Annotated in this window: 22 protein-coding genes, 2 tRNA genes and 1 pseudogene; 8 read left to right on the forward strand and 17 right to left on the reverse strand. The window is 68.0% G+C overall.

Annotated features, from left to right (window positions below; all coding sequences use genetic code 11):
• The first annotated feature begins 10 nt into the window (after positions 1 to 10).
• The gene (locus tag ACYVGI_RS17500; RefSeq protein ID WP_460633867.1) at positions 11 to 1,114 is read left to right on the forward strand and encodes a DmpA family aminopeptidase; all 1,104 of its coding nucleotides are present in this window, start codon (positions 11 to 13) and stop codon (positions 1,112 to 1,114) included.
• Here ACYVGI_RS17500 and ACYVGI_RS17505 read toward each other — a convergent pair.
• From ACYVGI_RS17505 to ACYVGI_RS17525, 5 genes are read right to left on the reverse strand one after another with little or no spacing between them, the layout of a single operon-like run.
• Positions 1,104 to 1,979: an alpha/beta hydrolase gene (locus tag ACYVGI_RS17505; RefSeq protein ID WP_460633868.1), complete on the reverse strand. Its 876-nt coding sequence runs from the start codon at positions 1,977 to 1,979 to the stop codon at positions 1,104 to 1,106. The two genes, ACYVGI_RS17500 and ACYVGI_RS17505, sit on opposite strands and share 11 nt — an antisense overlap.
• Positions 1,976 to 2,896, reverse strand: a complete 921-nt coding sequence (locus ACYVGI_RS17510; RefSeq protein WP_460633869.1) for an ABC transporter permease — start codon at positions 2,894 to 2,896, stop codon at positions 1,976 to 1,978. The genes ACYVGI_RS17505 and ACYVGI_RS17510 overlap by 4 nt, the downstream gene beginning before the upstream one ends.
• Entirely contained in the window at positions 2,889 to 4,031 is a 1,143-nt protein-coding gene (locus ACYVGI_RS17515) for an ABC transporter permease (RefSeq protein WP_460633870.1), read from the reverse strand. The genes ACYVGI_RS17510 and ACYVGI_RS17515 overlap by 8 nt, the downstream gene beginning before the upstream one ends.
• On the reverse strand, positions 4,021 to 5,559 hold the full coding sequence (locus tag ACYVGI_RS17520; protein ID WP_460633871.1) for an ABC transporter ATP-binding protein: 1,539 nt from the start codon (positions 5,557 to 5,559) through the stop codon (positions 4,021 to 4,023). The genes ACYVGI_RS17515 and ACYVGI_RS17520 overlap by 11 nt, the downstream gene beginning before the upstream one ends.
• 2 nt (positions 5,560 to 5,561) lie before the next feature.
• The gene (locus tag ACYVGI_RS17525) at positions 5,562 to 6,602 is read right to left on the reverse strand and encodes a BMP family ABC transporter substrate-binding protein (protein ID WP_460633872.1); all 1,041 of its coding nucleotides are present in this window, start codon (positions 6,600 to 6,602) and stop codon (positions 5,562 to 5,564) included.
• Positions 6,603 to 6,909: 307 nt separating this feature from the next.
• Between ACYVGI_RS17525 and ACYVGI_RS17530 the strand changes: the two genes are divergently transcribed.
• The 4 genes from ACYVGI_RS17530 to cofD are packed head-to-tail and all read left to right on the forward strand — an operon-like array spanning position 6,910 to position 10,668.
• The gene (locus ACYVGI_RS17530; protein WP_460633873.1) at positions 6,910 to 7,893 is read left to right on the forward strand and encodes a putative F420-0 ABC transporter substrate-binding protein; all 984 of its coding nucleotides are present in this window, start codon (positions 6,910 to 6,912) and stop codon (positions 7,891 to 7,893) included.
• Complete coding sequence (locus ACYVGI_RS17535) at positions 7,890 to 8,936, forward strand: iron chelate uptake ABC transporter family permease subunit (protein WP_460633874.1); 1,047 nt, start codon at positions 7,890 to 7,892, stop codon at positions 8,934 to 8,936. The genes ACYVGI_RS17530 and ACYVGI_RS17535 overlap by 4 nt, the downstream gene beginning before the upstream one ends.
• Entirely contained in the window at positions 8,933 to 9,709 is a 777-nt protein-coding gene (locus tag ACYVGI_RS17540) for an ABC transporter ATP-binding protein (RefSeq protein ID WP_460633875.1), read from the forward strand. The genes ACYVGI_RS17535 and ACYVGI_RS17540 overlap by 4 nt, the downstream gene beginning before the upstream one ends.
• Positions 9,706 to 10,668: a 2-phospho-L-lactate transferase gene (gene cofD, locus ACYVGI_RS17545; protein WP_460633876.1), complete on the forward strand. Its 963-nt coding sequence runs from the start codon at positions 9,706 to 9,708 to the stop codon at positions 10,666 to 10,668. Before ACYVGI_RS17540 ends, cofD begins: the two co-directional genes overlap by 4 nt.
• Here the strand turns inward: cofD and ACYVGI_RS17550 are convergent.
• A complete protein-coding gene (locus ACYVGI_RS17550) occupies positions 10,651 to 11,451 on the reverse strand; it encodes a coenzyme F420-0:L-glutamate ligase (protein WP_460633877.1) in 801 nt (266 codons plus the stop codon). The two genes, cofD and ACYVGI_RS17550, sit on opposite strands and share 18 nt — an antisense overlap.
• Positions 11,452 to 11,620: 169 nt before the next feature.
• On the opposite strand from ACYVGI_RS17550, the gene ACYVGI_RS17555 reads away from it, so the two are divergent.
• Complete coding sequence (locus ACYVGI_RS17555; protein ID WP_460633878.1) at positions 11,621 to 12,511, forward strand: oxygenase MpaB family protein; 891 nt, start codon at positions 11,621 to 11,623, stop codon at positions 12,509 to 12,511.
• Here ACYVGI_RS17555 and ACYVGI_RS17560 read toward each other — a convergent pair.
• The 3 genes from ACYVGI_RS17560 to ACYVGI_RS17570 are packed head-to-tail and all read right to left on the reverse strand — an operon-like array spanning position 12,499 to position 15,670.
• Positions 12,499 to 13,302: a fumarylacetoacetate hydrolase family protein gene (locus tag ACYVGI_RS17560; RefSeq protein ID WP_460633879.1), complete on the reverse strand. Its 804-nt coding sequence runs from the start codon at positions 13,300 to 13,302 to the stop codon at positions 12,499 to 12,501. The genes ACYVGI_RS17555 and ACYVGI_RS17560 overlap by 13 nt on opposite strands.
• A gap of 59 nt (positions 13,303 to 13,361) precedes the next feature.
• Positions 13,362 to 14,627 (reverse strand): FAD-dependent monooxygenase, encoded by a 1,266-nt coding sequence (locus ACYVGI_RS17565; protein ID WP_460633880.1) that lies wholly within the window; start codon positions 14,625 to 14,627, stop codon positions 13,362 to 13,364.
• Entirely contained in the window at positions 14,624 to 15,670 is a 1,047-nt protein-coding gene (locus ACYVGI_RS17570) for a cupin domain-containing protein (RefSeq protein WP_460633881.1), read from the reverse strand. Before ACYVGI_RS17570 ends, ACYVGI_RS17565 begins: the two co-directional genes overlap by 4 nt.
• Before the next feature lie 113 nt (positions 15,671 to 15,783).
• Between ACYVGI_RS17570 and ACYVGI_RS17575 the strand changes: the two genes are divergently transcribed.
• Complete coding sequence (locus ACYVGI_RS17575) at positions 15,784 to 16,581, forward strand: dienelactone hydrolase family protein (RefSeq protein WP_460633882.1); 798 nt, start codon at positions 15,784 to 15,786, stop codon at positions 16,579 to 16,581.
• Here the strand turns inward: ACYVGI_RS17575 and ACYVGI_RS17580 are convergent.
• From ACYVGI_RS17580 to ACYVGI_RS17600, 5 genes are all read right to left on the reverse strand, one after another.
• The gene (locus ACYVGI_RS17580; protein ID WP_460633883.1) at positions 16,574 to 17,557 is read right to left on the reverse strand and encodes a substrate-binding domain-containing protein; all 984 of its coding nucleotides are present in this window, start codon (positions 17,555 to 17,557) and stop codon (positions 16,574 to 16,576) included. The two genes, ACYVGI_RS17575 and ACYVGI_RS17580, sit on opposite strands and share 8 nt — an antisense overlap.
• Before the next feature lie 7 nt (positions 17,558 to 17,564).
• Positions 17,565 to 18,923, reverse strand: a complete 1,359-nt coding sequence (locus ACYVGI_RS17585) for an MFS transporter (RefSeq protein WP_460633884.1) — start codon at positions 18,921 to 18,923, stop codon at positions 17,565 to 17,567.
• A gap of 238 nt (positions 18,924 to 19,161) precedes the next feature.
• The gene (locus ACYVGI_RS17590) at positions 19,162 to 19,635 is read right to left on the reverse strand and encodes a MarR family winged helix-turn-helix transcriptional regulator (protein WP_460633885.1); all 474 of its coding nucleotides are present in this window, start codon (positions 19,633 to 19,635) and stop codon (positions 19,162 to 19,164) included.
• Between the two features lie 17 nt (positions 19,636 to 19,652).
• Entirely contained in the window at positions 19,653 to 20,219 is a 567-nt protein-coding gene (locus ACYVGI_RS17595) for a hypothetical protein (RefSeq protein ID WP_460633886.1), read from the reverse strand.
• Between the two features lie 8 nt (positions 20,220 to 20,227).
• Positions 20,228 to 20,671, reverse strand: a complete 444-nt coding sequence (locus ACYVGI_RS17600; protein ID WP_460633887.1) for a type II 3-dehydroquinate dehydratase — start codon at positions 20,669 to 20,671, stop codon at positions 20,228 to 20,230.
• Positions 20,672 to 20,990: 319 nt separating this feature from the next.
• Between ACYVGI_RS17600 and ACYVGI_RS17605 the strand changes: the two are divergent.
• Positions 20,991 to 21,209, forward strand: a pseudogene (locus tag ACYVGI_RS17605) (tyrosine-type recombinase/integrase); the annotation flags it as partial.
• An 86-nt stretch (positions 21,210 to 21,295) separates the two neighbouring features.
• Here ACYVGI_RS17605 and ACYVGI_RS17610 read toward each other — a convergent pair.
• The 3 genes from ACYVGI_RS17610 to ACYVGI_RS17620 all read right to left on the reverse strand — a co-directional run bounded on the left by ACYVGI_RS17610 (position 21,296) and on the right by ACYVGI_RS17620 (position 22,569).
• Positions 21,296 to 21,369: transfer RNA gene (locus ACYVGI_RS17610), tRNA-Met, on the reverse strand.
• A gap of 33 nt (positions 21,370 to 21,402) precedes the next feature.
• Positions 21,403 to 21,474 (reverse strand) — tRNA-Thr (locus ACYVGI_RS17615).
• Between the two features lie 138 nt (positions 21,475 to 21,612).
• A complete protein-coding gene (locus tag ACYVGI_RS17620; protein WP_460633888.1) occupies positions 21,613 to 22,569 on the reverse strand; it encodes an aldo/keto reductase in 957 nt (318 codons plus the stop codon).
• Positions 22,570 to 22,576 lie beyond the last annotated feature (7 nt).

Here is a 22,576-nt window from a genome sequence, read left to right on the forward strand (position 1 = left end):
GGTCGCTCTCATGGAACGCAGACGTGCGGCGCAGTTCGGGCTCGACTTCGGCGACCTCCCCCGAGGCCGCTGGAACGCGATCACCGACGTCCCGGGCGTGACAGTCGGCCACGCGACGATCGTCGTGGGCGACGGCGCCCTGCGGACCGGGCGCGGGCCGATCCGGACCGGTGTGACCGTTATCCGCCCGCACGACGGCGACCCCGTCGACGAGCCGGTCTTCGCCGGCTTCCACCGCCTCAACGGCAACGGCGAGCTCACCGGCGTGCAGTGGATCGAGGAGTCCGGTCTGTTGACCAGCGAGATCGCATTGACCAACACCCACTCGGCGGGAGTCGTCCGGGACGCCCTGATCTCGGCCGCGGTCCGTCGACGCAGGACGCGCGGCGATCAGTGGTACCTGCCTGTCGTCGGCGAGACGTGGGACGGGATCCTCAACGACATCGACGGCCAGCACGTGACCGCATCCGACGTTCAGGCGGCGCTGGCCGCCGCCTCCTCCGGTCCCGTCCAGGAGGGCGGGGTCGGAGGCGGCACCGGGATGATCTGCCACGGCTTCAAGGGCGGCATCGGGACGAGCTCCCGCGTCGTCGACGTCGGGAACACCTCGTACACGGTCGGGGTGCTGCTGCAGGCCAATCACGGCCGCCGGGAGCGGCTCGTGATCGCGGGGCACCCCATCGGCAGGCTCATCCCCGATGCGGACCTGCCCGTCCCTCGACCCGACCTCCCAGGAGGCGCGGGCTCGGTGATCGGAATCGTGGCGACGGACGCGCCACTTCTGCCGCATCAGTGCCGCAGACTCGCGCAACGCGTCGGCCTCGGCATCGCGCGGGCGGGCGCGACCGGCGAGAACTCGAGCGGCGACCTCTTCCTCGCCTTCAGCACAGCAGGACGCGGGGCGATTCCGCCCGACCACAACCTGACGGAGGCCGGCCTCTTCTCCGTCGACGCGCTGAACGGTCCCGCTGTCGGAGCACTGTTCGACGCCGTCGTCGACGCGGCCGAGGAGTCCGTGGCGAATGCACTGCTCGCAGCGGACACCGTGCAGGGCCGCGACGGCATCGTCGCCTACGCCCTTCCCCACCACAGGCTCGCCGAACTCATCGGGTGACGGCCGTGTCGTCGGCGAGCCGCTCGCCCAGCCACCGCGTTAAGCGGTCGACGGCGCCGTCCGCAGCGGGGTTTTCGCCCGCGAAACGCTGCCAGAAATGCGATTCGCCGGTCCAGCGGTCGGTTGACACCTCCACCCCCTGCGCAACCGCTCTGATCACGAACCGCGCGATCGACGCAGCCAGGAGCTCGTCAGCCGAGTACTGCACGAACAGGGGCGGTAGCGCGGTCAGGCGGGCCCGAAGCGGACTCACGTCCGGGTCCTCCGGTGCTGCCCGGTGCGCCCCGCTCAGGTAGTCCCGGCGGAGCGCGGCGAACATCTCCGGCGACAGACCCGCGTCCTGGACGCTCGCTCCCGGCGCGCACGCCGCATCCGTGAGGTCGACGAGAGGGCACAGGAGCGCTGCGCCGCGCACTCGCGCCGCCACGGTCGCGCTACCGTGCCGCAGCGCGAACAGCACGAGGTTCGCGCCGGCGGAGTCGCCCGCGACCAGCACCGGCACGCCGGGCACGCGCTCCGCGAGCGCCTCAAGCGAGAGCGTGACCTCGGCGGGCGCAGTGGGGAACGGATGTTCGGGCGCCAGGCTGTAACCCACCACGAGCACGCGTACGGGCAGTCGTGCCGCGATGGCGGCGCCGACGACAGCGCCGGTCCGCGGCGAGCCGACCCGGAAGCCGCCGCCGTGGACGTAGACGACGACCGGAGCGTCACCCGCGACGCCCGTCCGTGCGATCCAGCGCGATCCGAGGCCCAGCCCAGGCGCAGCGGTCCAGTCCACGTCCGCGGGCAGCGGACGATTGTCCGACCACTGCTCGTACGCCGCCCGGTCGGCCAGGAGCTGCGGGCTCACGGTCGACTCGATCATTGCTGTCGCAGTATTCGCCGCTGCACGGGATCGACACCGCTCAGCGCGATGCGGGACGCCGCGGCGAGCACGATCAGCGCGAGCACGTAGGGCACCATCTGAACCACGGCCTGGGGCAGGCCGGTATCGGACAGCTGCACACGCAACCCGATCGCCTCGGCGATCCCGAAGAGGAAGGTGCCGAGTGTCGCGGACGCGACCGTGGTCCCGATCATTGCGGCGACGATCGCGGTGAACCCGCGCCCGTTCGTCATCCCGACCGAGAAACTGGTCGCGGGCCCGAGTGCGAGCTGCGCCCCGCCGAACCCGCACAGGATGCCGCAGCCCACCGTCACGATCGTGCGGATGCGGGCGACGCTGATCCCGGCGCCGCCGACCGACTCGACGCTCTCGCCGAGCGCGCGGATCGCGAGCCCGGTCCTGGTCCGTTTCAGAGCCCAGGCGAGCGCCAGGGCGAGCGCGAACGCCAGGAACACGAGCGGTGTCTGTCCCGCGATCAGGCCTCCGACGAACGGGATCCGGTCGGCGACGGAGGCGGCGACGCGCGGGAGACGCCCGTCAGAGACGATGATCGAGCTGCTCCCGCCCGACAGTTCCCTGGTCAGCAGCGCGGTCACTCCTGCAGCGAGCAGGTTGGCGGCGATGCCCGCGACGATCGCATCCACGCGGAAGACGTACGTCGCGACGGCGACGATCGCACCGAGTACGGTCGCGGCGACGCACGCCGTGACGACGGCGAGCAGGGCGTCTCCCGTCGCCTTCGCGACGACCGCCCCGGAGAACGCCGCGACGAGAAGCTGCCCCTCGATAGCGATGTTGAAGAAGCCGGAGCGGAAGCACAGCAGTGCGCCGAGCGCCGCGAAGAGCAGCGGCGCCACCGTGGTCAGGGTGGACGAGAAGAACTGGAGGTCAAACACGGGGCTGTCCTTGTGAGGGGTCGAGGACGCGTGCCGAGGCGTCCTGCTGGGGTTGTCGTGACGGTGACGGAGGGCTTGGCGGCACCGGCCGGCCGCTCGACTCACGCCGGCGGCGGGAGCGGCGGCGCCACAAGACCACAGCGGGCACGCTCGTGGTGAGGATGATGAGCGCGATCATCACATCCACCAGCTCCGCCGGAATCCCGAGAGTGATCTGGGCGACCTCCCCCGCCTGGCGCAGCAGCGCGAACAGCAAAGCCGAGAACGCCAGCCCGCCGATGGACAGACCTGCCACGAGGGCGACCGCGATGCCGTCGAAGCCGAGGCCCGGGTTGAAGCCCTTCGCGAGCCGATGCTGCACGCCGAGCACTTCGCCGGCGCCGACCAGCCCGGCGATACCGCCACTCGCCAGCATCGCGCGGAAGTACACCCGTACGTTCGGGATGCCCGCGTAGAACGCGAACTGCGGCGAGGCGCCGAAGACCCTCGATTCGAATCCCCAGGTCGTCCACGCGTAGTACACGCCCGTCGCGACGAGCACGGCGACCGCGATGTACACCGCGATGCTCGCGAGCGACCCGGGGGCGAGCGACGGCAGCCAGAGCGCTGGCGGCAGGATCGCGCTCGACTCGGTATTGCCTCCGGATGACGCGGCAGCGAGCGGGCCACCGGCGAGCCAGGTCACGAAGAGCGCGCACAACGGGTTCAGGACGAGCGTCGTGATGACCTCCGGAGTCCCGAACCACAACCGCAGGAGCCCGGCGAAGCCCGCCACCAGCGCGCCACCCGCGATGCCCGCCGCGACGGCGAGCACGAGGACCAGAGCGGGAGGGAGGGCGGGACCGATGACGATGGCCACGGCCGCGCTCGCGGCCCCGCCGACGAAGATCTGCCCGTCGAGGCCGAGGTTGAGAGCCCCGTCGCGGAACGCGATCGCGCCCGCGACGCCGGCCAGCAACAACGGCGCGAACCAACGGAGGGTCGAGTCGAGGTTGGAGCCGAAGCCGTCGACGATAGCGCCGACGAAGCCGGTGATGTCGTTGCCGGTGAGCGCCATCACACCCGCCGACAGCACGAGCCCGACGACGACGGCGAGGAGCCGCCACGAGACGGCTCGGAGTCGTTCACTTCGCATCGGAGACCTCCGATGCCGTCCGTGCGCCTGTCATGTACTCTCCGATTTCGGCGGATTGCGCCTGCGCCGCGGGCAGGTCCGCAACGACGCGTCCGCGGAACATGACGAGCACACGGTCGCTGAGGGCCAGGAGCTCGTCGAGCTCGCTGGAGAGCAGCAGGACAGCGGACCCGGCGTCCCGAAGCGCGAGGATGTGGCGGTGGATGCGGTCGATCGCCTTCAGGTCGACTCCCCGCGTGGGGTGTGCGACCACGAGGACTCTCGGTCGTCTCGCCGTCTCTCGCGCGATGACCACCTTCTGCATGTTGCCCCCGGAGAGCCGTCCGATCGCCCCGAGCGGCGTCGCGCCTCTGACGTCGAACGCCGCGATGGACTCGGTGGCGCGACGACGCATGTCGCCACGCCGGAGGAACCGCCAGCGGGACTCGGCGAGATAGCTCGTCACCGCCAGGTTGTCGCTGATCGACAGTGTCGGCGCGGTGCCGGTGGTGAGGCGGTCCGCCGGAACATGGGCGACGCCGTGCGAGCGAATGGCCCGGGGCTCCATCCCCGTCACGTCGATGCCGTCGATGGCGACGGAGCCGCCGATGTGCCTCCTCAGGCCGGTCAGCACCTCGATCAGTTCGTCCTGTCCGTTGCCCTCGATCGCGGCGACGCCGACGACTTCGGCGGCCCGGACGTCGAGACTCACGTCGTTCACTGCGACGAGACCGAAGTTGCTCTTCGCGCTGACGCCCCGCACGCGGAGAACGGGTTCACCGACCGAGGTGTTGCGCGAGGGCAGGACCCCGGGATCCTCGCCGGTCATCAATCGGGCGATCTCGATCGGGGTCGTCCTGTGCGCGTCCAGCCGGCCGACCGTCCGACCCCTCCTCAGCACCGTGATCTCGTCGCATGCCGCGACGACTTCGTTGAGCTTGTGCGAGACGAACAGGACGGCCGTTCCGGAGGCGGCGAGCAGTCGGATCGTCCGGATCAGCTCTTCGATCTCGCGCGGGGCGAGCACGGCCGTCGGCTCGTCCAGGATGAGGACCCGAGCGCCCGCCTGAAGCGCCTTCACGATCTCCACCCGCTGGCGGGCGCCGACGGAGAGCCGACCGATGCGGGCGCGCAGGTCCAGCTCGAAGCCGAGCTCAGCGGCGACCTCGGCCGCCCGTCTGGCGACGGCTCGCAGGTCGAGAGGCCGAGCCCGGGGACCGGACTCCGAGCTCGCCAGGGCGAGGTTCTCGAGCACGCTCATCGACTCGGCCTGTGCGAAGTGCTGATGGACCATCCCGACTCCGGCCGCTCGCGCCGCCGGAGTCGAGCCGGCGCGCAACGTTTGGCCGCCGACCCGTATCTCGCCGCTGTCCGGCTTGACCATGCCGTACAGCACCTTCATCAGAGTCGACTTGCCCGCACCGTTCTCGCCGACGAGCCCGTGCACGGTGCCGTATGGCACCGAGAGGGCGACGTCGTCGAGTGCTGTGAGGTCGCCGTAGGCCTTGGTGATGCCCCGAAGGTCGACCACCGCTGTCGCGCCGGCCACGGTCACTTGCTGTTGACGGGTTCGTTCCCGTCGGCCGCGACGGTGAGGGAGCCGCTCTGCAGTTCCTTCCACGCCTTGGTTACGGCGTCGGTCACGGCCGCGCCCTTCGGCGACCCTGATGCTTTCGCCCAGGCGCCGACCTCGGACACGATCTGGTCGCCGCCCGCCTTCGACAGCGGGAACACGGTGTGCTTGCCGCCCTTGAAGTCACCCTTGCACGCGAGCGCCAGCGGCTCGCCGAACGTGAGGGGCTGGGTGGCGACGATGCCCGCAGGGTAGCTGGGGATGCGGTTCGCGGTGTCGCCGATGACGGAGACGCCCGCCTCCTTCGCCTTGTCGATGACGCCGATGTTCGACTGGTCGGCCATGGCGAACAGCACGTCGGCACCGCTGTTGATGAGGGCCGCCGCGTTCTCGCTGCCCTTGGCCGGGTCGCTGTACGAGTTCGTGTAGGTGACGGTGAACCGGATGTCCGGGTTGATCGTCTTCGCTGCCTGTATCGCACCGTTGATGACGGTGTTGCTACCGGGCTCGGACATCCCGTTGACCACTCCGATCGTGCCGGTCTTGCTGAGCGTGGCTGCAGCGATGCCCCACAGGTAGCCGGTCTGCTCGTACGAGAACGAGCTGCTCGCGAGGTTGGCGTGGGTGGCACCGCTCGTGTTGCTGAACTGGTAGATCCCGACGAACTTGGTCTTCGGGTTGGCGTCGGCGGCGGCCACGGTCGCGTCGCTCATCGGCGGGAACGTCGTCGCGATGATGTCGTATGAGCCGCGTGCGGCGGTCGCCAGCGTCGACTCGAACTGGTTGACGTCGGGGACGACGATCGAGCTCGTCTTCCAGCCTGCGGCCTTGCAGACGTCCAGGCCGTCGGCGACGATCTCGCCGCCGGAGGTGCCGGGGTCCAAAGGCTGGTTCGAGACGAGCAGGACCTTGCGGACGGATCCGGAGGCGGTCTGCCCGCCGGATTGGGCTGCGCAGCCACTGACCAGGATCAGTGCGGATGCCGCCAGAGCTGCTGTTGCCAGGTATTTCGATCGCATGTGCGGATCTCCTCGGTGGTGAGTCGGGTACGCGAACTCGCGTCGCTGCGGTTATTGCAATCAGAGCAACGTCGCGCTTTTGCGAAACGTTTTAGCAACTGTAGACCCCAGGGAATTTAGAGCGCTAGATCAATTTTGAAGTTTTTTCGAGTGCCCTTGGAGAAAACCTTTTGCACGATCTGTGCTCGGTGTTACAGTCGCCGTGCGGCAGGCGGGCCGCTCTGTCCGCCCCGAGCCACCGCCGATTTCCGGGAGGCGCCGCGCGCGGGACTGTCGCGCGTCACAGCCATCGACCGGAGGTACGTTCATGTCCGCATTCCCGCACCGTCTCACCGCGACGGCCGCACTCGCCGCAGCACTGGCACTGACCGGGTGCGCAGGCCCCAGCGCCGGCGCACGGGCCGAGAATTCCGCTCGTTCCGCTGTGAGCATCGACAACTGCGGGTTCAAGCTCACGATCGCGTCGGCGCCGAAACGCGTCGTCACGATCAAGTCCACCTCGACGGAGATGCTCCTCGCGCTCGGGCTTCAGGACCGGATCGTCGGGACGGCCTTCGCGGACGGACCGGTCCCCCGGCAGTGGGCGAAGGCCGCGGCCACGCTTCCGACGGTGTCGGACGGCGTGCCGTCCGAGGAGGCGCTGCTCGCCCTGCGCCCCGACTTCGTGTACGCCGGTTGGGAGTCGAATGTGTCAGCGCAAGGCGCGGGCGACCGTACCAGCCTGCAGTCGCTCGGAGTGGCGTCCTACGTCTCGCCGGCCGCCTGCAAGGAGCCCGCCTCCGAGCCCAAACGGCTGGGATTCGCCGACATCTATCGCGAGATCCGCCAGGTCGGCCGGATCTTCCACGTGGATACGGCGAAGCTCATCGCCGAGCAGGTCCGGCAGGTCTCCTCGGTACGACCGCTCACGCAGAAGGTGACCGCCCTCTGGTACTCCTCGGGCACCGACGCCCCATACGTCGGCGCAGGCATCGGCGCCCCGGCGCTCATCATGCGAACCGTGGGACTCACGAACGTCGCCGCGGCCATCAAGGACACTTGGGCGACGATGAGCTGGGAGGCGGTCGCGGCGTCCGACCCCGACGTCATCGTCCTCGTCGACGCGAGTTGGAACACGGCCGAGCAGAAGATCCACGCACTCCAGCAGAACCCGGCCACATCGGGACTGCGAGCCGTGCGCGAGCGGCGCTTCATCGTCGTCCCCTTCGCCGCGAGCCAAGCAGGCGTACGCACCGCGACGGAGACGACCGAGCTCTCGGACGCCCTTGCTGCGCTCGGATACACCCGATGAGCACCGCGGCTCTCGCCACCCGGCGCCGCCTTTCGACGCGCGCGGTTCCCCCGCTGATCGCTGTCGCGCTCCTCACCGCGACACCGTTCGTGGTCCTGCTCGCAATCTGCAACGGGCCGGCGGGAATCTCCCCAGCGGTCGCGCTCGAGGTCATCGGCCGCCACCTCGGCCTGGTCTCCGGCCAGCCGGATGCACTGGCGGACGGCATCGTCTGGGGGCTGCGCATGCCACGCATCGTCGCGGCCGGAGCCGTCGGCGCCGGACTGTCGTTGTGCGGAGCGGTGATGCAGGGCGTCACCCGCAACGCGCTTGCAGAACCGTTCCTGCTCGGGCTCTCGTCGGGCGCATCCTTGGGCGCCGTCTGCGTCGTGCTGCTCGGACTGGCTGTCGCCCTGCCGCTCGCAGCGTTCGCGGGAGCAGGGCTCGCGCTGATGGCGACGCTGGGGCTGGCGCTGTCACGAGGTGGACTGGCGCCCGCGACCACCGTGCTCGCCGGCATCGCCGTGTCCTCCTTCTGCGGCGCGCTCACGAGCGTCGTCATCTTCTGGAGTTCGACCGGGGACTCGTACCGCGACATCATCGGCTGGTTGCTTGGCTCCCTCTCCGGGGTGTCCTGGCCCAGCGCCCTCGTCGCCGCGGGCGCCCTGGCCGTCGTAGGGGCTCCGCTCGCTGCTTCCGGCCGATTGCTCGACAGCTTCACGTTCGGTGACGTGGCCGCCGCGTCACTCGGCGTGCCCATCCGCAGCGCGCGCATCCTCCTCCTGGTCGGCTGCTCCCTCTTGACCGGCGTCCTCGTCTCGATCAGCGGCTCCATCGGGTTCGTCGGACTCGTGATCCCCCACCTGCTCCGTCTGCTGATCGGGCCTCGGCACCAGCCGCTCCTGCTCCTCTGCGCTCTCGCCGGCGCTCTTCTCCTCATCGTCGCGGATACCGTCGCGAGGAGCGCCTTCGCGCCACGTGAGCTTCCCGTCGGAATCGTGACCGCCCTGCTGGGAGCGCCGACGCTCGCCGCGCTCCTCGCGGGCCGGAGGGCGCGAGCATGAGCGCGGGGATCCGGGCGACGGCGGTCGATGTGCGGCGTCACGGCCGCGTCATCGTCTCGGGCATCACGCTCGATATCGCACCGGGAACCTTCCTCGCTCTCACCGGCCCGAACGGAGCGGGCAAGACGACCCTGCTGCATACTCTGGCGGGGATCCTCAGGCCCTCCGCGGGGTCGGTCACCGTCGATGGCGCGGATGTCGCGCACATGCCCCCGCGCGTCCGCGCGACGACCGTCGCTCTGGTCGAGCAGCTCGCTCAGGCGGACTCGGCCTTGACCGCGCGCGAGGTGGTCGGACTGGGCCGCGTCCCGCACTACCGGTTCCTCGGGCGGATGCAGACCGACGATGGAGACATCGTCGAACGTGCGCTGGCCGAGGTGGGGCTGGCCGACCAGGCCGACGAGCGTTGGGACCGCCTCTCCGGCGGGCAGCGTCAGCGTGCCCAGATCGCACGAGCGTTGGCGCAGGAGCCGACCGTGCTGTTCCTCGACGAGCCGACAAACCATCTCGACATCGAAGGAAAGCTGGCCGTTCTCGGAATCGCCCGTCGGCTGACCGAACAGGGGATGACTGTTGTGGCGTGCTTGCACGACCTCGACCTCGCGGCCGCGTTCGCTGACCGGGTCGTCGTGATGCAGGACGGCGGGATTGCGGCGGTCGGCGCGCCGCAGGACGCCCTGAGTCCTGCGGTCATCGAGCGGGTCTTCCACGTGCGCGCAGAACTGCTCGCCGGACCGGGCGGACCGGGATTCCGCTTCCAGGGGGCATCGTGAACATCGTCGTGCTCTCCGGTGGAGTCGGCGGATCGAAGTTCGCCCGCGGCATGCTCGACCTGCTCGAACCGGGCCAGACCGATGCGCTGACTGTCGTGGTCAACGTCGGCGACGACCTCTGGCTCAACGGGCTGCGCGTGTGCCCAGATCTAGACACGGTCGTGTACCGGCTGGCCGGCGTCGGCGACGACGAACGCGGCTGGGGGCGAGCGGGTGACAGCGGGCGTGTCGCCGAGGAGCTCTCCGCGTACGGACTCGGCACGCCCTGGTTCACGGTCGGCGACCTCGACATCGCGACGCACCTGGCGCGCACGCGACTTCTGATGGAGGGCCGATCCCTCAGCGAGGCGACAGCGGTCCTGTCCGGCCGCTGGAGAATCCCCGCCGCGATCCTGCCAGTGACCGACGAGCCGGACGAGACCCTCGTCCGGCTCGAAGACGGGCGGACCGTGCCGTTCCAAGAGTGGTGGGTGCGCATGCGCGCCTCCGCCCCGGTCGCGGCATTCGAGCGGGAGGCCCCGTCACCCCCCGCGGCCTCTCCCGGAGTGCTTGCGGCGCTCCGAGACGCGGACGTGGTCGTCCTCGCACCCTCCAATCCGGTGGTCTCCCTCGGTCGCATCCTGGAGGCCCGGGGGGTGCGCGAGGCTATCGCGACGACCAGCGCGGCGACAGTCGGCGTGTCGCCGATCATCCAGGGCGCGCCGGTCCGCGGCATGGCCGATCAGTGTCTGCGCGCGATCGGCGTCACGTGCAGTGCGGCGGCCGTCGCGCTCCACTATGGCGCGCGCTCCGAGTCCGGGCTACTGGACACGTGGCTGGTTGACACCGCGGACCACGACGCCATCGGGCTCCTGGCGGCGGCGGGCATCGCGGCGGAGGCCTCACCGCTGCTGATGACGGATGCCGTTGCTGCCCGAGAGCTGGCCCGCCGGACGCTCGCGCTAGCGTTGAACCGCTGAGTCCTCTGCCGCTCCCTCGGCGGCCGCGGCACGCCCCGCGGCGAATCCGGCGGCATAGGCTTCTGCCGTCCCCTGCGAGAAGAGGTCATCGGCGGCCGGCCGCACCAAGGCTGCACCGCCCGGCAGCGCCGATCCGGAGACCAGGTGCCCCAGACCACGCACGACGGCGACAGGCGTACCTCCGGTCTTGCCTTTGACGAGGTCTGCGGCGGCGGCGATCTCGTCGCCGACGGCGGGTGCCGTCACGACGAGGGCTCGACCGTAGGTGTCTTCCACACCGCGGTGGTCCATGAGCACTGTGACGCCGGCTGCTCCGATCACGACATCCGTCTGCCCCAGGCGCCACGGGCGCCCGAAGGTATCGGAGACGATCACCCCGACGTCCACGCCCAACCTGTGCTTGATGCCCTCCCGCAGTCGCAGCGCTGACAGATCGGGGTCCTCGGGGAGGAGGAGGACAACCCCGTCGGCGACGTTGCTGGCATCCACGCCGGCTGCAGCCATGACGAGACCGTTGCGGTTCTCGACGATCCGCGTCACGCCACCGACGTGTGCGCGCTCGGCGACGACACGTACGGTCTCCTGGTCTATCGCCGACTCGCGGTCGGCGGCGGGCAGCTCGCGCCCTTCGGCTTTGGAGACGATCTTGCTGGTGACGACGAGGATGTCTCCGTCTTGGAGTGAGCGGCCCGCTGAACGGCTGATCACCTCGACCAGATCATCACCCCTCCGAACCTCCGGAATCCCGTCGAGCACGAAAACAGTCAGGGTCCTCGATGACACGTAGCTCGCTCCTTCGTTGCACTACTCGACTATCGGCAGGGGTCGTTCGATCTCACTGAATCGTCCCACACACGGAATGTCGAGGCTGTCTTCGAAGAAACCCCGTCAAGCGCGACAGGACGTGAAACTGATCGAAGACTAGAATCATTCCGTGCACGGATTAAAAAGAATGGGCAGCGCGAAGGCCGCCAGGACGGTACTCCATTGGCGGCGAGGATCCGGAAAGAGATCCCGACCACCATGGATAGCCGACATCGAGCGCGGGGACGACGAAGGATTCTTCGGTCCGGAGTCCGCATCCTGGGCGGTCAATGGATCGCTGACGACCTTCGTCGGCGGGATACGGGCCCTCCTCATCCAACTCCTGCACCCGGGAGCGTTGGCCGGCGTCTACGATCACTCCCGATTCCGCTCGGACCCGCTGGGGCGATTGAACCGCACCATAGCCTGGCTCGCGCTCACGACATTCGGAAGTCGCGAGGCGGCGACGGACGCGGCCGCCCACGTGCGGCGCATGCATCTGCCCGTGCACGGCACGTACGCGACGGCGACGAACGAGGAGAGGTCATACTCCGCGAACGACTCGGACCTGTCCCTTTGGGTGCACACAGCCTTCACCACGGCCTTTCTCGGCGCATTCACCGCTTTGCGCGGCAACCCTCCCGGCGGACGCGACGGCTACGTTTCGGAGTGGGCCGTGGCGGGTCGCCTGATGGGAGTGGACGATCCGCCCCGAGACTACGCTGAGCTCATCGCCGTCATGCGATCGTTCGACCAGGATCTGACGTTCGACGAAAGGGCGGCCGACGTCGCTCGTTTCCTTCGCCGGCCGCCCCTGCCGCTGCCCTACCGGTTGATTTTTCCGGTGCTGTTCGGCGCCGCCGTTGCGACGTTGCCGACCGGATACCGCGCGCTGCTCGGGCTGAAGCGACCGAAATGGCCGGCGATCACCCTCGCCCGCGTCACCCTCGCTCTCGCCGCAATCGCCGTTGGCACGAGGTCGCCAAGCGAACGGGCGGCCCGGGAGCGTATCTCCCGCTCGCCGGTTCAGTCGGCGTAGAGGCCCGCCTTCGGACCAGGGCGATTCAGATAAGGGATCGCGTCGGCGTCGGACACCCCGACCGACAGTGTGCCGATGCCGGTGATGCTCAGATCGATCCTGTCGCCGTTCGCGATCGGACCGACGCCCGCCGGCGTGCCGGTCGCGATCACGTCGCCCCGCTCCAATGTCATGACCGAACTCATGTACGCGATCAGCTCCTCGACGCCGAAGATCATCGTGCTCGTCGAGGTGGACTGGCGGAGATTCCCGTTGACGGAGAGCGTCAACTCCAGCTCACCGGGATCACGCAGTTCGTCCGAGGTGACGATCCACGGGCCGAGCGGCGTGAAGGTGTCGAAGGACTTCCGAGTGGACCTGTCCTCGGTTGAACGCACGGTGATGTCGAGTAGACAGGTGTATCCAAGGACATGTTCGAGGGCATTCTCGGCCGCGATGTTCCGCCCGCCCTTCCCAATCACCACGGCGAGTTCGCCTTCGTAGTCCGTGCGCACATCCGAGTAGGGCAGCTGGACGGTGGATCCGGGTCCGGTTACTGAGGTCGGCGCCTTGAGAAAGGCGCCCCACTCGCGGATCGTGGCCGAATCCGGCATCTCGTGGATGTGCTCGTAATAGTTGGCCGGGGCGCCGATGATCTTGCCGGGCCGGGGTACCGGTGCTTCCAGCACCACATCGGCGATGTCGTGGGAACGCAGCGATCGGAGCTCCAGCGACGCGAGCAAACCGACGAGCGGGAGCCCCTCGACTACGTCGTCCCACACGGACTCGACCCGCCCTACGTGGTCGGTCACGTCGTACACGCGACCGTTCGCAACCACTCCTGTGTGAGCTCCGTTGAAGCGAGCGATGATCATGACCGGGCCAGCCCTCGCGCGTAGACCGCTCGTTCCGCGTCGATGACCTCGTAACGGTCGCGGCTCGGCGGGATCGATGGTATCGGCGCGCTGCGATCCGCGCCGTAGAGCCAGTCGAGGTGCTCGTAGATGCGACCTCCGACGGCACGGAGCGTCGCGTCCCGGAGCTCTGCGTCCAGACCGCCGGCGTGGCTCCATTCGCCCCAGAACCTCGAGCCGCTCTGAACCGCGCTCGTGCGGGCGAAGCGCAGCTCCTCGAACTCGGGGAGCCTCAGGGCGAGGTCGCCAGACCCTCCGACGAGGTCCGCGAGCTCCACACCGTCCTCCATCGCCTGGCAAGCGCCCTGCGCGAAGTACTGATGAGTCGGATGCGCGGCGTCGCCGATCAGCACCACCCTTCCGCCGACCCAGCCCGAGCGCGGAGGACGATCGAATTGCGTCCACTTCTTGCTGCGGTCCAGATGCGTGATGATCCGGCGCACGAGCGGGTTGGCTTGCGCGAACGTCGTGTCGAGCTCATCGAGCGTTCCCCACTCGTCGCTTCCCGGCTCGCCCCTCTCGCTCTTGAAGGAGCAGACCAGGTTGACCATCGAACCTCCTCTGATCGGGTAGTACATGACGTGGTGGCCGGCACCGGCCTGGAGCGTGACTGCGTTCTCGATGTCGGAGTTCCGCGCGAAGGTGCCGCGGTAGATCGCATACGTCGACGCCAGCGGCGGGCCGTCGTCGCGGAGCGTTCGCCGCACCCGCGAACGGATCCCGTCCGCCCCGATCAGGATCTCGGCGGCGGCGGCGGTTCCGTCGGCGAAGCGCGCCGTGACGTGATCGTTCCCGTGGATCACGTCGACAACCTCCTTGCCCGTGCTGATGTTCACAAGCCCCGTGCGCTGCGCCGCGGCGAGCAGCGCCGCAAGGAGGTCGCCTCGATGCAGGACCTGGTAGGGCGCGTCATAGCGTCGGAGGAACTCGGCGCCGAACGGGATCTCGAAGATCTCCTCCCCCGACCCGATGTCACGCATCACCGCCCGCTCGGGGAGCACCACAGCTTCGGTCAGATACTGCGTGACCGAGAGCGTTTCCAGGAGCCGGACGGCGTTGGGTCCGACCTGGAGTCCGGCCCCCACTTCACGGATCTCCGCGGCTCGTTCGAACACATCCACGCGGATCCCGTGACGAGCGAGCGCGAGAGCCGCTGTGATTCCTCCGATGCCACAGCCGACGACGATCGCCCTCGCCTCGAGCGGCACGGCCTCAGCGCTCACGCGTCGCCCCGCCTCGGGCCGACCTCGACACGGAGCAGCCCGAACGGTTCATAGATCGGCAGGTCGCTGAGCTCGAAGATCACCGCGTCGCCGTCGTCCGCCACGTGCTCGTACCGGTGCCAGGAGGGCACAACGAAGAAGTCGTTTTCAGACCAGTCGTAGCGCTCGCCTTCGATGATGCTGTGACCACGGCCTTCCAGCACGCAGAAGACGGCACTCGGTGTCTGCCGCCGGACGGTGGTCCTGCCTCCGTTGGGCAGGAGGGTCAGATAGCACGACAGCGTGGGGATGACGTGACCGCCAGTGAGGGGGTTCACATACTCGAGACGCGATCCCCACTCGGGCTCGCCCTGGCCCCGGTGATACTCTGCGAGCGCGGCTCGGGAGGTGCTGTACGCGTACTTGTTCAGCGGAGAGTGCTGCTTCTCCCAGCCCTCGTCGACAGGATTGAGCCCGGCGAAATAGCGGTGGACGCTCGCGTCCTCCTCCTGCGTGATCTTCTGCAGTTCGCCGTTGGGGTACTCCTCGGCGAACTGCGCGTGCTGCCCGCGAACGAACGGGACGTCGAGTCCGTCGAGCCAGATCATCGGCTCCGTCCCGTTGTGGCGGTGGTCGTGCCAGGTGTTGGGAGGAGTCAGGACCAGGTCGCCTCGCTCCATGAGCACGGGCTCTCCGTCCACGGTGGTGTGGCCCGACCCCTGCAACAGGAGGCGGATGGCGCTCGGTGTGTGACGGTGCGCCGGGGCCGTCTCGCCAGGTAGCACCAGCTGGTAGCCCGCAACGAGGTTGTGGCTCGTTCCGAACCGCCGGGTCGGATTGAACGCGTTGAGGGCGCGCCGATCGGTGTCCTCGCCGAGGTCTGCGATGGATACCGCCTCCTCCAGCAGCGGGAAGATCTCTTCGGCTCGCCAGACGTATGGCACCTCGTCGAGGGTCGGCTCGGTGGCGAGCGTGCCGGGAATGGTCCACAGAGCGGCGACGTTGGCGTCGCGCAGCCGTTCGAAGTAGGCGTCCGCTCTGGCCGCCTTGTCGATGTCCGTCATCGTGCTTCCTCACTCATCTTCGTTGATCAGGATCCAACTAGTCCGCGTACGTACTAATTACGATAGGACGATATTATTCCGTTAACTGAATGTCAAGAGAGGATGTAGCAGCGATGCTCCAACTGACCGCAGAGCGCCCCCTGCCGAAGCCGTTCGAGGAGCTCCTGGCGAACGTGCCCGCGCACAGCGGATCCCGGATCCGAGTGGCCCGAGTGCCGTACGCCGTCGACGGAGCCCCCTTCGAAGGCTTCCTGGCCATGGACAAGAGCCGGCCCATCTCCGGGCCGGCGGTGCTGCTCCTCCATGCCTGGAACGGAGTCGGGGCCAACATCGAGATGAGGGCGCGAATGCTCTCCCGCCTGGGCTACGTCGCGTTCGCCGCCGACCTGTACGGCGCCGGGATCCGTCCGACATCACCAGAGCAGGCTCGAGCGGTCTCGTCTGCCTACTACGCCGATCTGCCCCTGCTCGCCCGTCGGGTCCAGGCCGGACTGGACGTCCTGGTGCGCATGACGGGAGTCGAACCGGAGCGCGTCGCGGTCGCCGGGTACTGTTTCGGCGGGACTGCGGCGCTCGAGTTCGCCAGGACCGGCGCTTGCATCGCCGGCGCGACGTCGTTCCACGGAACGCTGTTCGAGCACGACGCAGCAGAAGTCGCAGCGACGCGTGCGCCCCTGCTCATCATCACGGGCGCGGCTGATGACCTGGTGCCCGACTCCGCCGTGGCTCGCTTGATGGCGGAGCTGCGCACTACGCCTGACCTCTCGTGGGAGATCGACATCATCAGCGGCGCACCCCACGCGTTCACCGTGCCCGGAACCGACCGGTTCCGCCCCCTCGCCGATGCGCGGAGCTGGGGTCGGTTCCGGCGATTCCTCGCCGAAACCAACCCCATCCGCCCACTCAGATAACGAAGGCGGAGGCCGTCTCCGGGGCGAACAGTTCCGATATATCCCTCGCGCCGGAGGCGAGCCCCTGGTCTGCCGAGTAGCGCAGTAGCGTCTCCAGGGCGACGCGGTTCTCGTCCAGGCCGTACGTCCAGAACTCCTGCCCCATCAGGGCTCGGGTCTGCTGCGCCTCCTGATAGCTCCACGGGAGCATCGAGCTCAGGGCAGCCGTCTCACCCAGCTGCGCCTCAGCCACCCGCTTGGCGGCCTCGAACGCCTTCATAAGCGAGCGGGCGATCCAACGGTCCGCCTCGTAGACGTCGCGCCTGATGACGACGGTGTGCATCATCGGGAAGATTCCTGTCGCCTCGAAGTACTCGACTTCGGCGGCTTTCGAGTCGATCCAAAGCCGCCGGATCCGTGGGTCGCCGGCGGCGAACTCAGGAGGCACCCGCGGCGAGTAGATCGCGTCGAGCGTGCCGTCGATGAGCAGTTCCCCGAGCGTCGCATCCTTCTCGACCGGCTTCAGGTCGATCCCGGGCGGGTCGATCGAGAGCTTCTCCACCCGCCGCGTGTCGTAGAGACCACCCGTACGGTAGGCGACGGATCGCACCGGCACGCCGTGCAGGTCGGCCAGGATTCCCCGGATCCAGACCGCCGCCGTCACCTGGTACTCCGGGATCCCCACCGTCGCGCCGACGAGGTCCGCGGCGGACGAGATCGGACCGTCGGTGCGAACGTACACGCCATTGTGGCGGAACGACCGGGACGGGAACACCGGGATGGCGATGAAGGGGGCGTCGCGATCCAGAGTCAGGAGATACGACGAGAGGCTCATCTCCGAGACGGGGAACTCACGGTATTTGGCCGTCCTGAAGAAGATCTCCTCGACGGGGAGGGTGAGGACGGTGAGGTCGATGCCCTCAGCCCTCACCCTTCGGTCGGCGAGCGCAGCCGTGCGGTCGTAGGAGCCGCACGCGAGCGTCAGCTGTTTCACCATCGACACGTTATGCCGGCGCTTGGGTGGTGTCGGGCACGGCTGCCGAATGCTCGACCGCCGGAGAGGAGTCCGAGAGGCTCTTCTGGCTCGTCTCCTTCAGCGCGAGGAGGCAGAACAGGGCGACGACGCAGGTCACGGACATGATGATCGAGAGAGGCAGGGTCGTGGACCCGCCGTTCGCCTGCAGTACCGACGCGAACACGAGGGGAGTGAGGCCTCCGAAGATCCCGGCGAGCTGGTAGCTCACCGAAGCGCCCGTGAACCGGGAGACCGTGCTGAACTGTTCTGTCACCATCGCCGGCTGCGGTCCAGCGAGGGCCGCATGGACGACCGCCTGGTTCACGGGGAGGACTATCGCGAGAGCCAGGACGGACCCGCTGCCAATGGCGGGGAAGAGCACAAAGGACATGATGATCAAGCCGATCGTCCCGGCGATCATCACCGGACGGCGCCCGAACCGATCCGACAGCGACCCGTAGAACAGCATGAAGAGCGCGGTGATGAACGACGAGAGCAGCAGCACGTTGAGCACCGTCTGCCGTTCGAACCCGTGCCCGGTGGCGAAAGCGAGGACGAAGGTGGTCAACACCGCCGAGCAGACCGATCCGGCGATCGACACACCGAGGACCAGGAGCAGAGGGCGCCACTCGTAGCGAAGCACGTCGCCCAGCGGGAACCGCCGCTTGGGGGCCTCCTTGACGGCGGCGAGGAAGATCGGCGTCTCGTGAACCTTGCTTCGGATGATGAGTCCGCCGGCGAGCAGGACGACACTGAAGAGGAAGGGGATCCTCCACCCCCACGCCAAGAACTGCTGCTGGGTGGTCAGCGCCGAGACGAGGGCGAGCATCGCGGTCGAGAGGACCGAACCGCTGGGCGCACCCGCCTGGGTGAAGCTGGCCCAGAGGCCGCGGCGACTGGTCGCGTGCTCCGCCGAGATCAGCGCGGATCCCGCCCATTCGCCGCCGAGCGCAATGCCCTGGACCACCCGGAAGAAGGTCAGCAGCAGCGGTGCAGCCACTCCGATCTGCGCGGCCCCCGGGAGCAGGCCGATCACGATGCTCGCGCCGGCCATCAGGCTCATCGTCCAGACCAGCATCCGTTTGCGACCGAGCTTGTCGCCGAAATGCCCGAAGATGATCCCGCCGAGTGGCCGGGCGAAGTATCCGGCCGCGAGCGTCCCGAAGCTGGCGATCGTGCCGACGACGGGGTCCAGTTCGGGGAAGAACACTTGATTGAAGACCAGGGCAGAGGCCGTGGCGTAGAGGAAGAAGTCGTAGAACTCCAGGACGCTTCCGAAGAAGCCGGAGAACACGGCCAGCCCGAGCTGGCGGTTCGGCTTTCCCACCTGTGTGGAAGATGCACTCATCTCTGTAGACTCCATTGTCGTGTGAACGGTGTTCGTCACCGTTTGCCAGATTCAGATGCACCCGGATCCCGATTGTCGATCGCGCCGAGTGCATGGGGGGCCGAGCGGGCTAACGCTCGGCCCCCTTTTTACTTTCGTGTTGTGTGGTGCGATGCGACAATAAGCCAAACTATTCAGTCAACACAATAGTTTGGCGAGAATATTTTCCGTCGACGGAACACTCGACGGCGCCGCCGCCCTACGAAGACTCTCCGGTTTCGACGAGCCGCTTGAGCAAGGAGACGAGCTGGTGTCGCTCGGACTCGTCCAGGACGTCAGTGTAGGCATCGGTCATCTGCGCCGCCCTATGCGCGAGCTCCCGGAACTCCTGCTCGCCCTGGGGGCTCAGCCTCAAGAGATTGCGCCGCAGGTCGGAGGGGTCTTTGCTCATCTCCAGAAGCCCCCGCTGCGCCAGGCGATTGACGATGGCGCCCGTCGTCGAGGTGTCCAAAGACGTCCCTCGCGAGATGGCGTTCTGGTCGACGTCCGGCGATTCCGCCAGGACTGAGAGGACGGCGAATTGCGACGGCGTGACGGCGCCCGAGACCGTAGAGACCCAGAGCGCGTTGTGAACCTGATGGGCTCGCCGCACCCAATGGCCGGCCTGCCCCGACATGACCGGGAGATCTTCGCCCCCAGGCTCTTCGCTGAAATTCACGTCACGTCGTGCCATGACGCAATCGTACGCGATTAGAACGTGCGCGGAATAACCATCGGCATCCGGGGAAGGACGACGACGTCCGCCGCCTGGAGGCCCAATGCATGACCAGCTCTGGTCGCGGACACGACGTCCTCGTCCGCGCCCCGCCCCGGAGCCTCGACCGCGAGAGACACCTCGCCCGCGGGCCAGGCGCCGACCATCGACACGGGCCCGACGACGATCTGGGGCGCTCCTTTCACCGAGTTCACACGCACGAGGCCGAACACCCGCGCGAACGGGTCCGCCGCCGACGGGGCCCCGAAACCGTCGGCGAGGACGATGCCGAGCGCCGCCTCTCCGCGGCCGGCCAGGCGGTTCGTCGGATCGACGAGCGCGGCTCCCGGAAGAGGCAACGACCATTCGATTCCGTGGCGTGGCAGCACCGGTCGGCCATGCGCCACCGCATCCCAGTCGATCCGTCGATCCCACTCGTTCGAGATGAACCACGCGAGAGGTCCACGCGGTCCAGGGGAGCCCGGCACGAGGTCGCTGACATCGATGATCCCGCTCTCGACCACAAGACCGAGGCGATGGCCGGCGAAGACGCCGATCTGCACGGGTCCGCCTATTCCGACTCGGACCGGGCGGCATCCGCGAAGGCATCGAGGGCCGCCGCATAGCCGCGCCAACCGAGGCCGCAGATATACGCCGCTGCGCGATCCCGGAACACATCGAGCATTTCCGACCCGCGATGTCGATAAGGCTGGGAGAGATGGACGACTGCGTATGGCACGCCGCATTCGGCCAGCGCATCCGCGAGGCTCCGACCGTAGGTCGTCAGGCCGGCCGGATTCACGATGAAACCATCGACGTCATCGATATCGTCGTACACGCGGTCGATCAACTCCCCCTCGTGGTTCGACTGGAAGAAGGTCACTCCAACACCGATATGCGACGCATGGGCGCCGATGCGTGCCTCGAGCTGCGCCAGCGTCTCGTTCCCATACTGCTGCACGGGGCGCTTTCCGAGGCGATTCAGGTTGGGGCCGTTGAGCACAGCGATGTGCATGGGGAGCCTCCTCATAGATGTTCCGTTGACTGAATATATGATCCATCGTCGTCGAAGTCAACCACGATGGGCGGACCGTTCGGTAACGCTGATGTGCATGCTTCGTGCGCTCGCGTGGATGAGCCTCGCAGCGATCTCGACGACATGACCGTTGGGGATGGGCCAGAAGGAGTCGATGCCGCCCGAAAAGACCGCTACAACGGACCCGGGCGCCCAGTGAGCAGCACAGGCGCACGCGGTCTCGCCCATCCAGCGCATGACCGTTCCGTGGCTCGTTCCTGGCCTGGGCGGATAACAGAAGATTCCGACGATGACGGTCGACTCCTGGTGGGACCGAGCGCTCAATGACGCGCACCTGCCAGCAATGACCATCCATGATCTGCGGCACACACCGGCGTCCCTCGCGGTCAGTGCCGGAGCGAATGTGAAGGCCGTCCAACACATGCTCGGGCACGCCTCGGCCGCCATGACGCCCGACACGTACAGTGACCTTTTCGATGACGATCTCGACGCTGTAGCGGACTGTCTTCATGCCGCCGCGTTTTTAAGTGTGGGCAAATGGGCCAAAACCGGGCCGATCAGCGGGCATGAAAAAGCCCCGAGATGGCGAGATCTCGGGGCCAGTAGCGGGAGCGGGACTCGAACCCGCGACACCACGATTATGAGCCGTGTGCTCTAACCACCTGAGCTACCCCGCCGCTGCCTCCCGCTGACGTGCGTCGGGAGGAGGGAGCCCCCTGTGGGAATCGGACCCACTACCTCTTCCTTACCAAGGAAGTGCTCTACCAATGAGCTAAGGGGGCGAAGCCTGCGAGCTTTCGCTTCGCGTTTTTGGCAACCGTAAGAGAATACCATCTGCGCGAGGGTGCTTTGTACACTCGCCGGGCCGCTGGTCGGAGCGGGAGCCGCCCCTGGCCGCGGCCCGGCTGGGTGTGCGCAGGTCAGGCCGCTTCGCGCTCCTCGGAAGCGCCGGTGAGCGCATCCAGTTCGTCGGAGGTGAGCTCGAGGGTCACCGAGGCGAGAAGGTCGGAGAGCTGGTCGATGGTGCGCGCGCTCGCGATGGGCGCGACGACCGTCGGCTGGGCGGCGAGCCAGGCGAGGGCGACGGATGCGACCGACGCGTCGTGCGCAGCGGCGACCTCGTCGAGGGCGGCGAGCACCGAACGGCCACGGTCGTCGAGGTACTTCGACGCACCGGCCGCGCGGGCGCTGTCGACCGTGACGCCGTCGCGGTACTTGCCGGTGAGGAAGCCGGCGGCGAGCGCGAAGTACGGCACGACGCCCAGGTTCTCGCGCTCGGCCAGAGCGCGGTACTTCTCCTCGAAGTCGCGCTCGACCAGGTTGTAGTGCGGCTGCAGGGCGACGGCACGGTGGAGGCCGTTCGCCTCGGTGATCGCGAACCACTCCTCGATGCGCTCCGGGGAGTAGTTGGAGATACCGATGTGGCGCACCTTGCCAGCGTCGACCAGGCTCGACAGTGCGCCGACGGTCTCCTCCAGGGGAACGGTCTGGTCGTCGAAGTGGGCATAGTAGAGGTCGATGTGGTCCGAGCCGAGGCGCTCCAGGGAGGCATCGGCTGCGCGCAGGATGTTGTCGCCGGCGAGACCTTTGAAGTCGGGGTGCTGGCTGACCTTGGTGGCGAGCACGACGTCGTCGCGGTTGCCGCGCGCCTGGAACCACTGGCCCAGGATGCGCTCGCTGTCGCCGCCGGTGTTGCCAGGAACCCAGGCGGAGTATCCGTCTGCCGTGTCGACGAAGTTGCCGCCAGCATCCAGGTAGCCGTCGAGGACGGAGAACGAGGTGGCCTGGTCGGCCGTCCAGCCGAAGACGTTGCCCCCGAGCGAGAGGGGGAAGACCGAGAGGTCGGACGATCCGATGGTGCGGCGGGGTGCTGTCATTCGTGGT

It is taken from the genome of Leifsonia lichenia, from assembly GCF_054780215.1.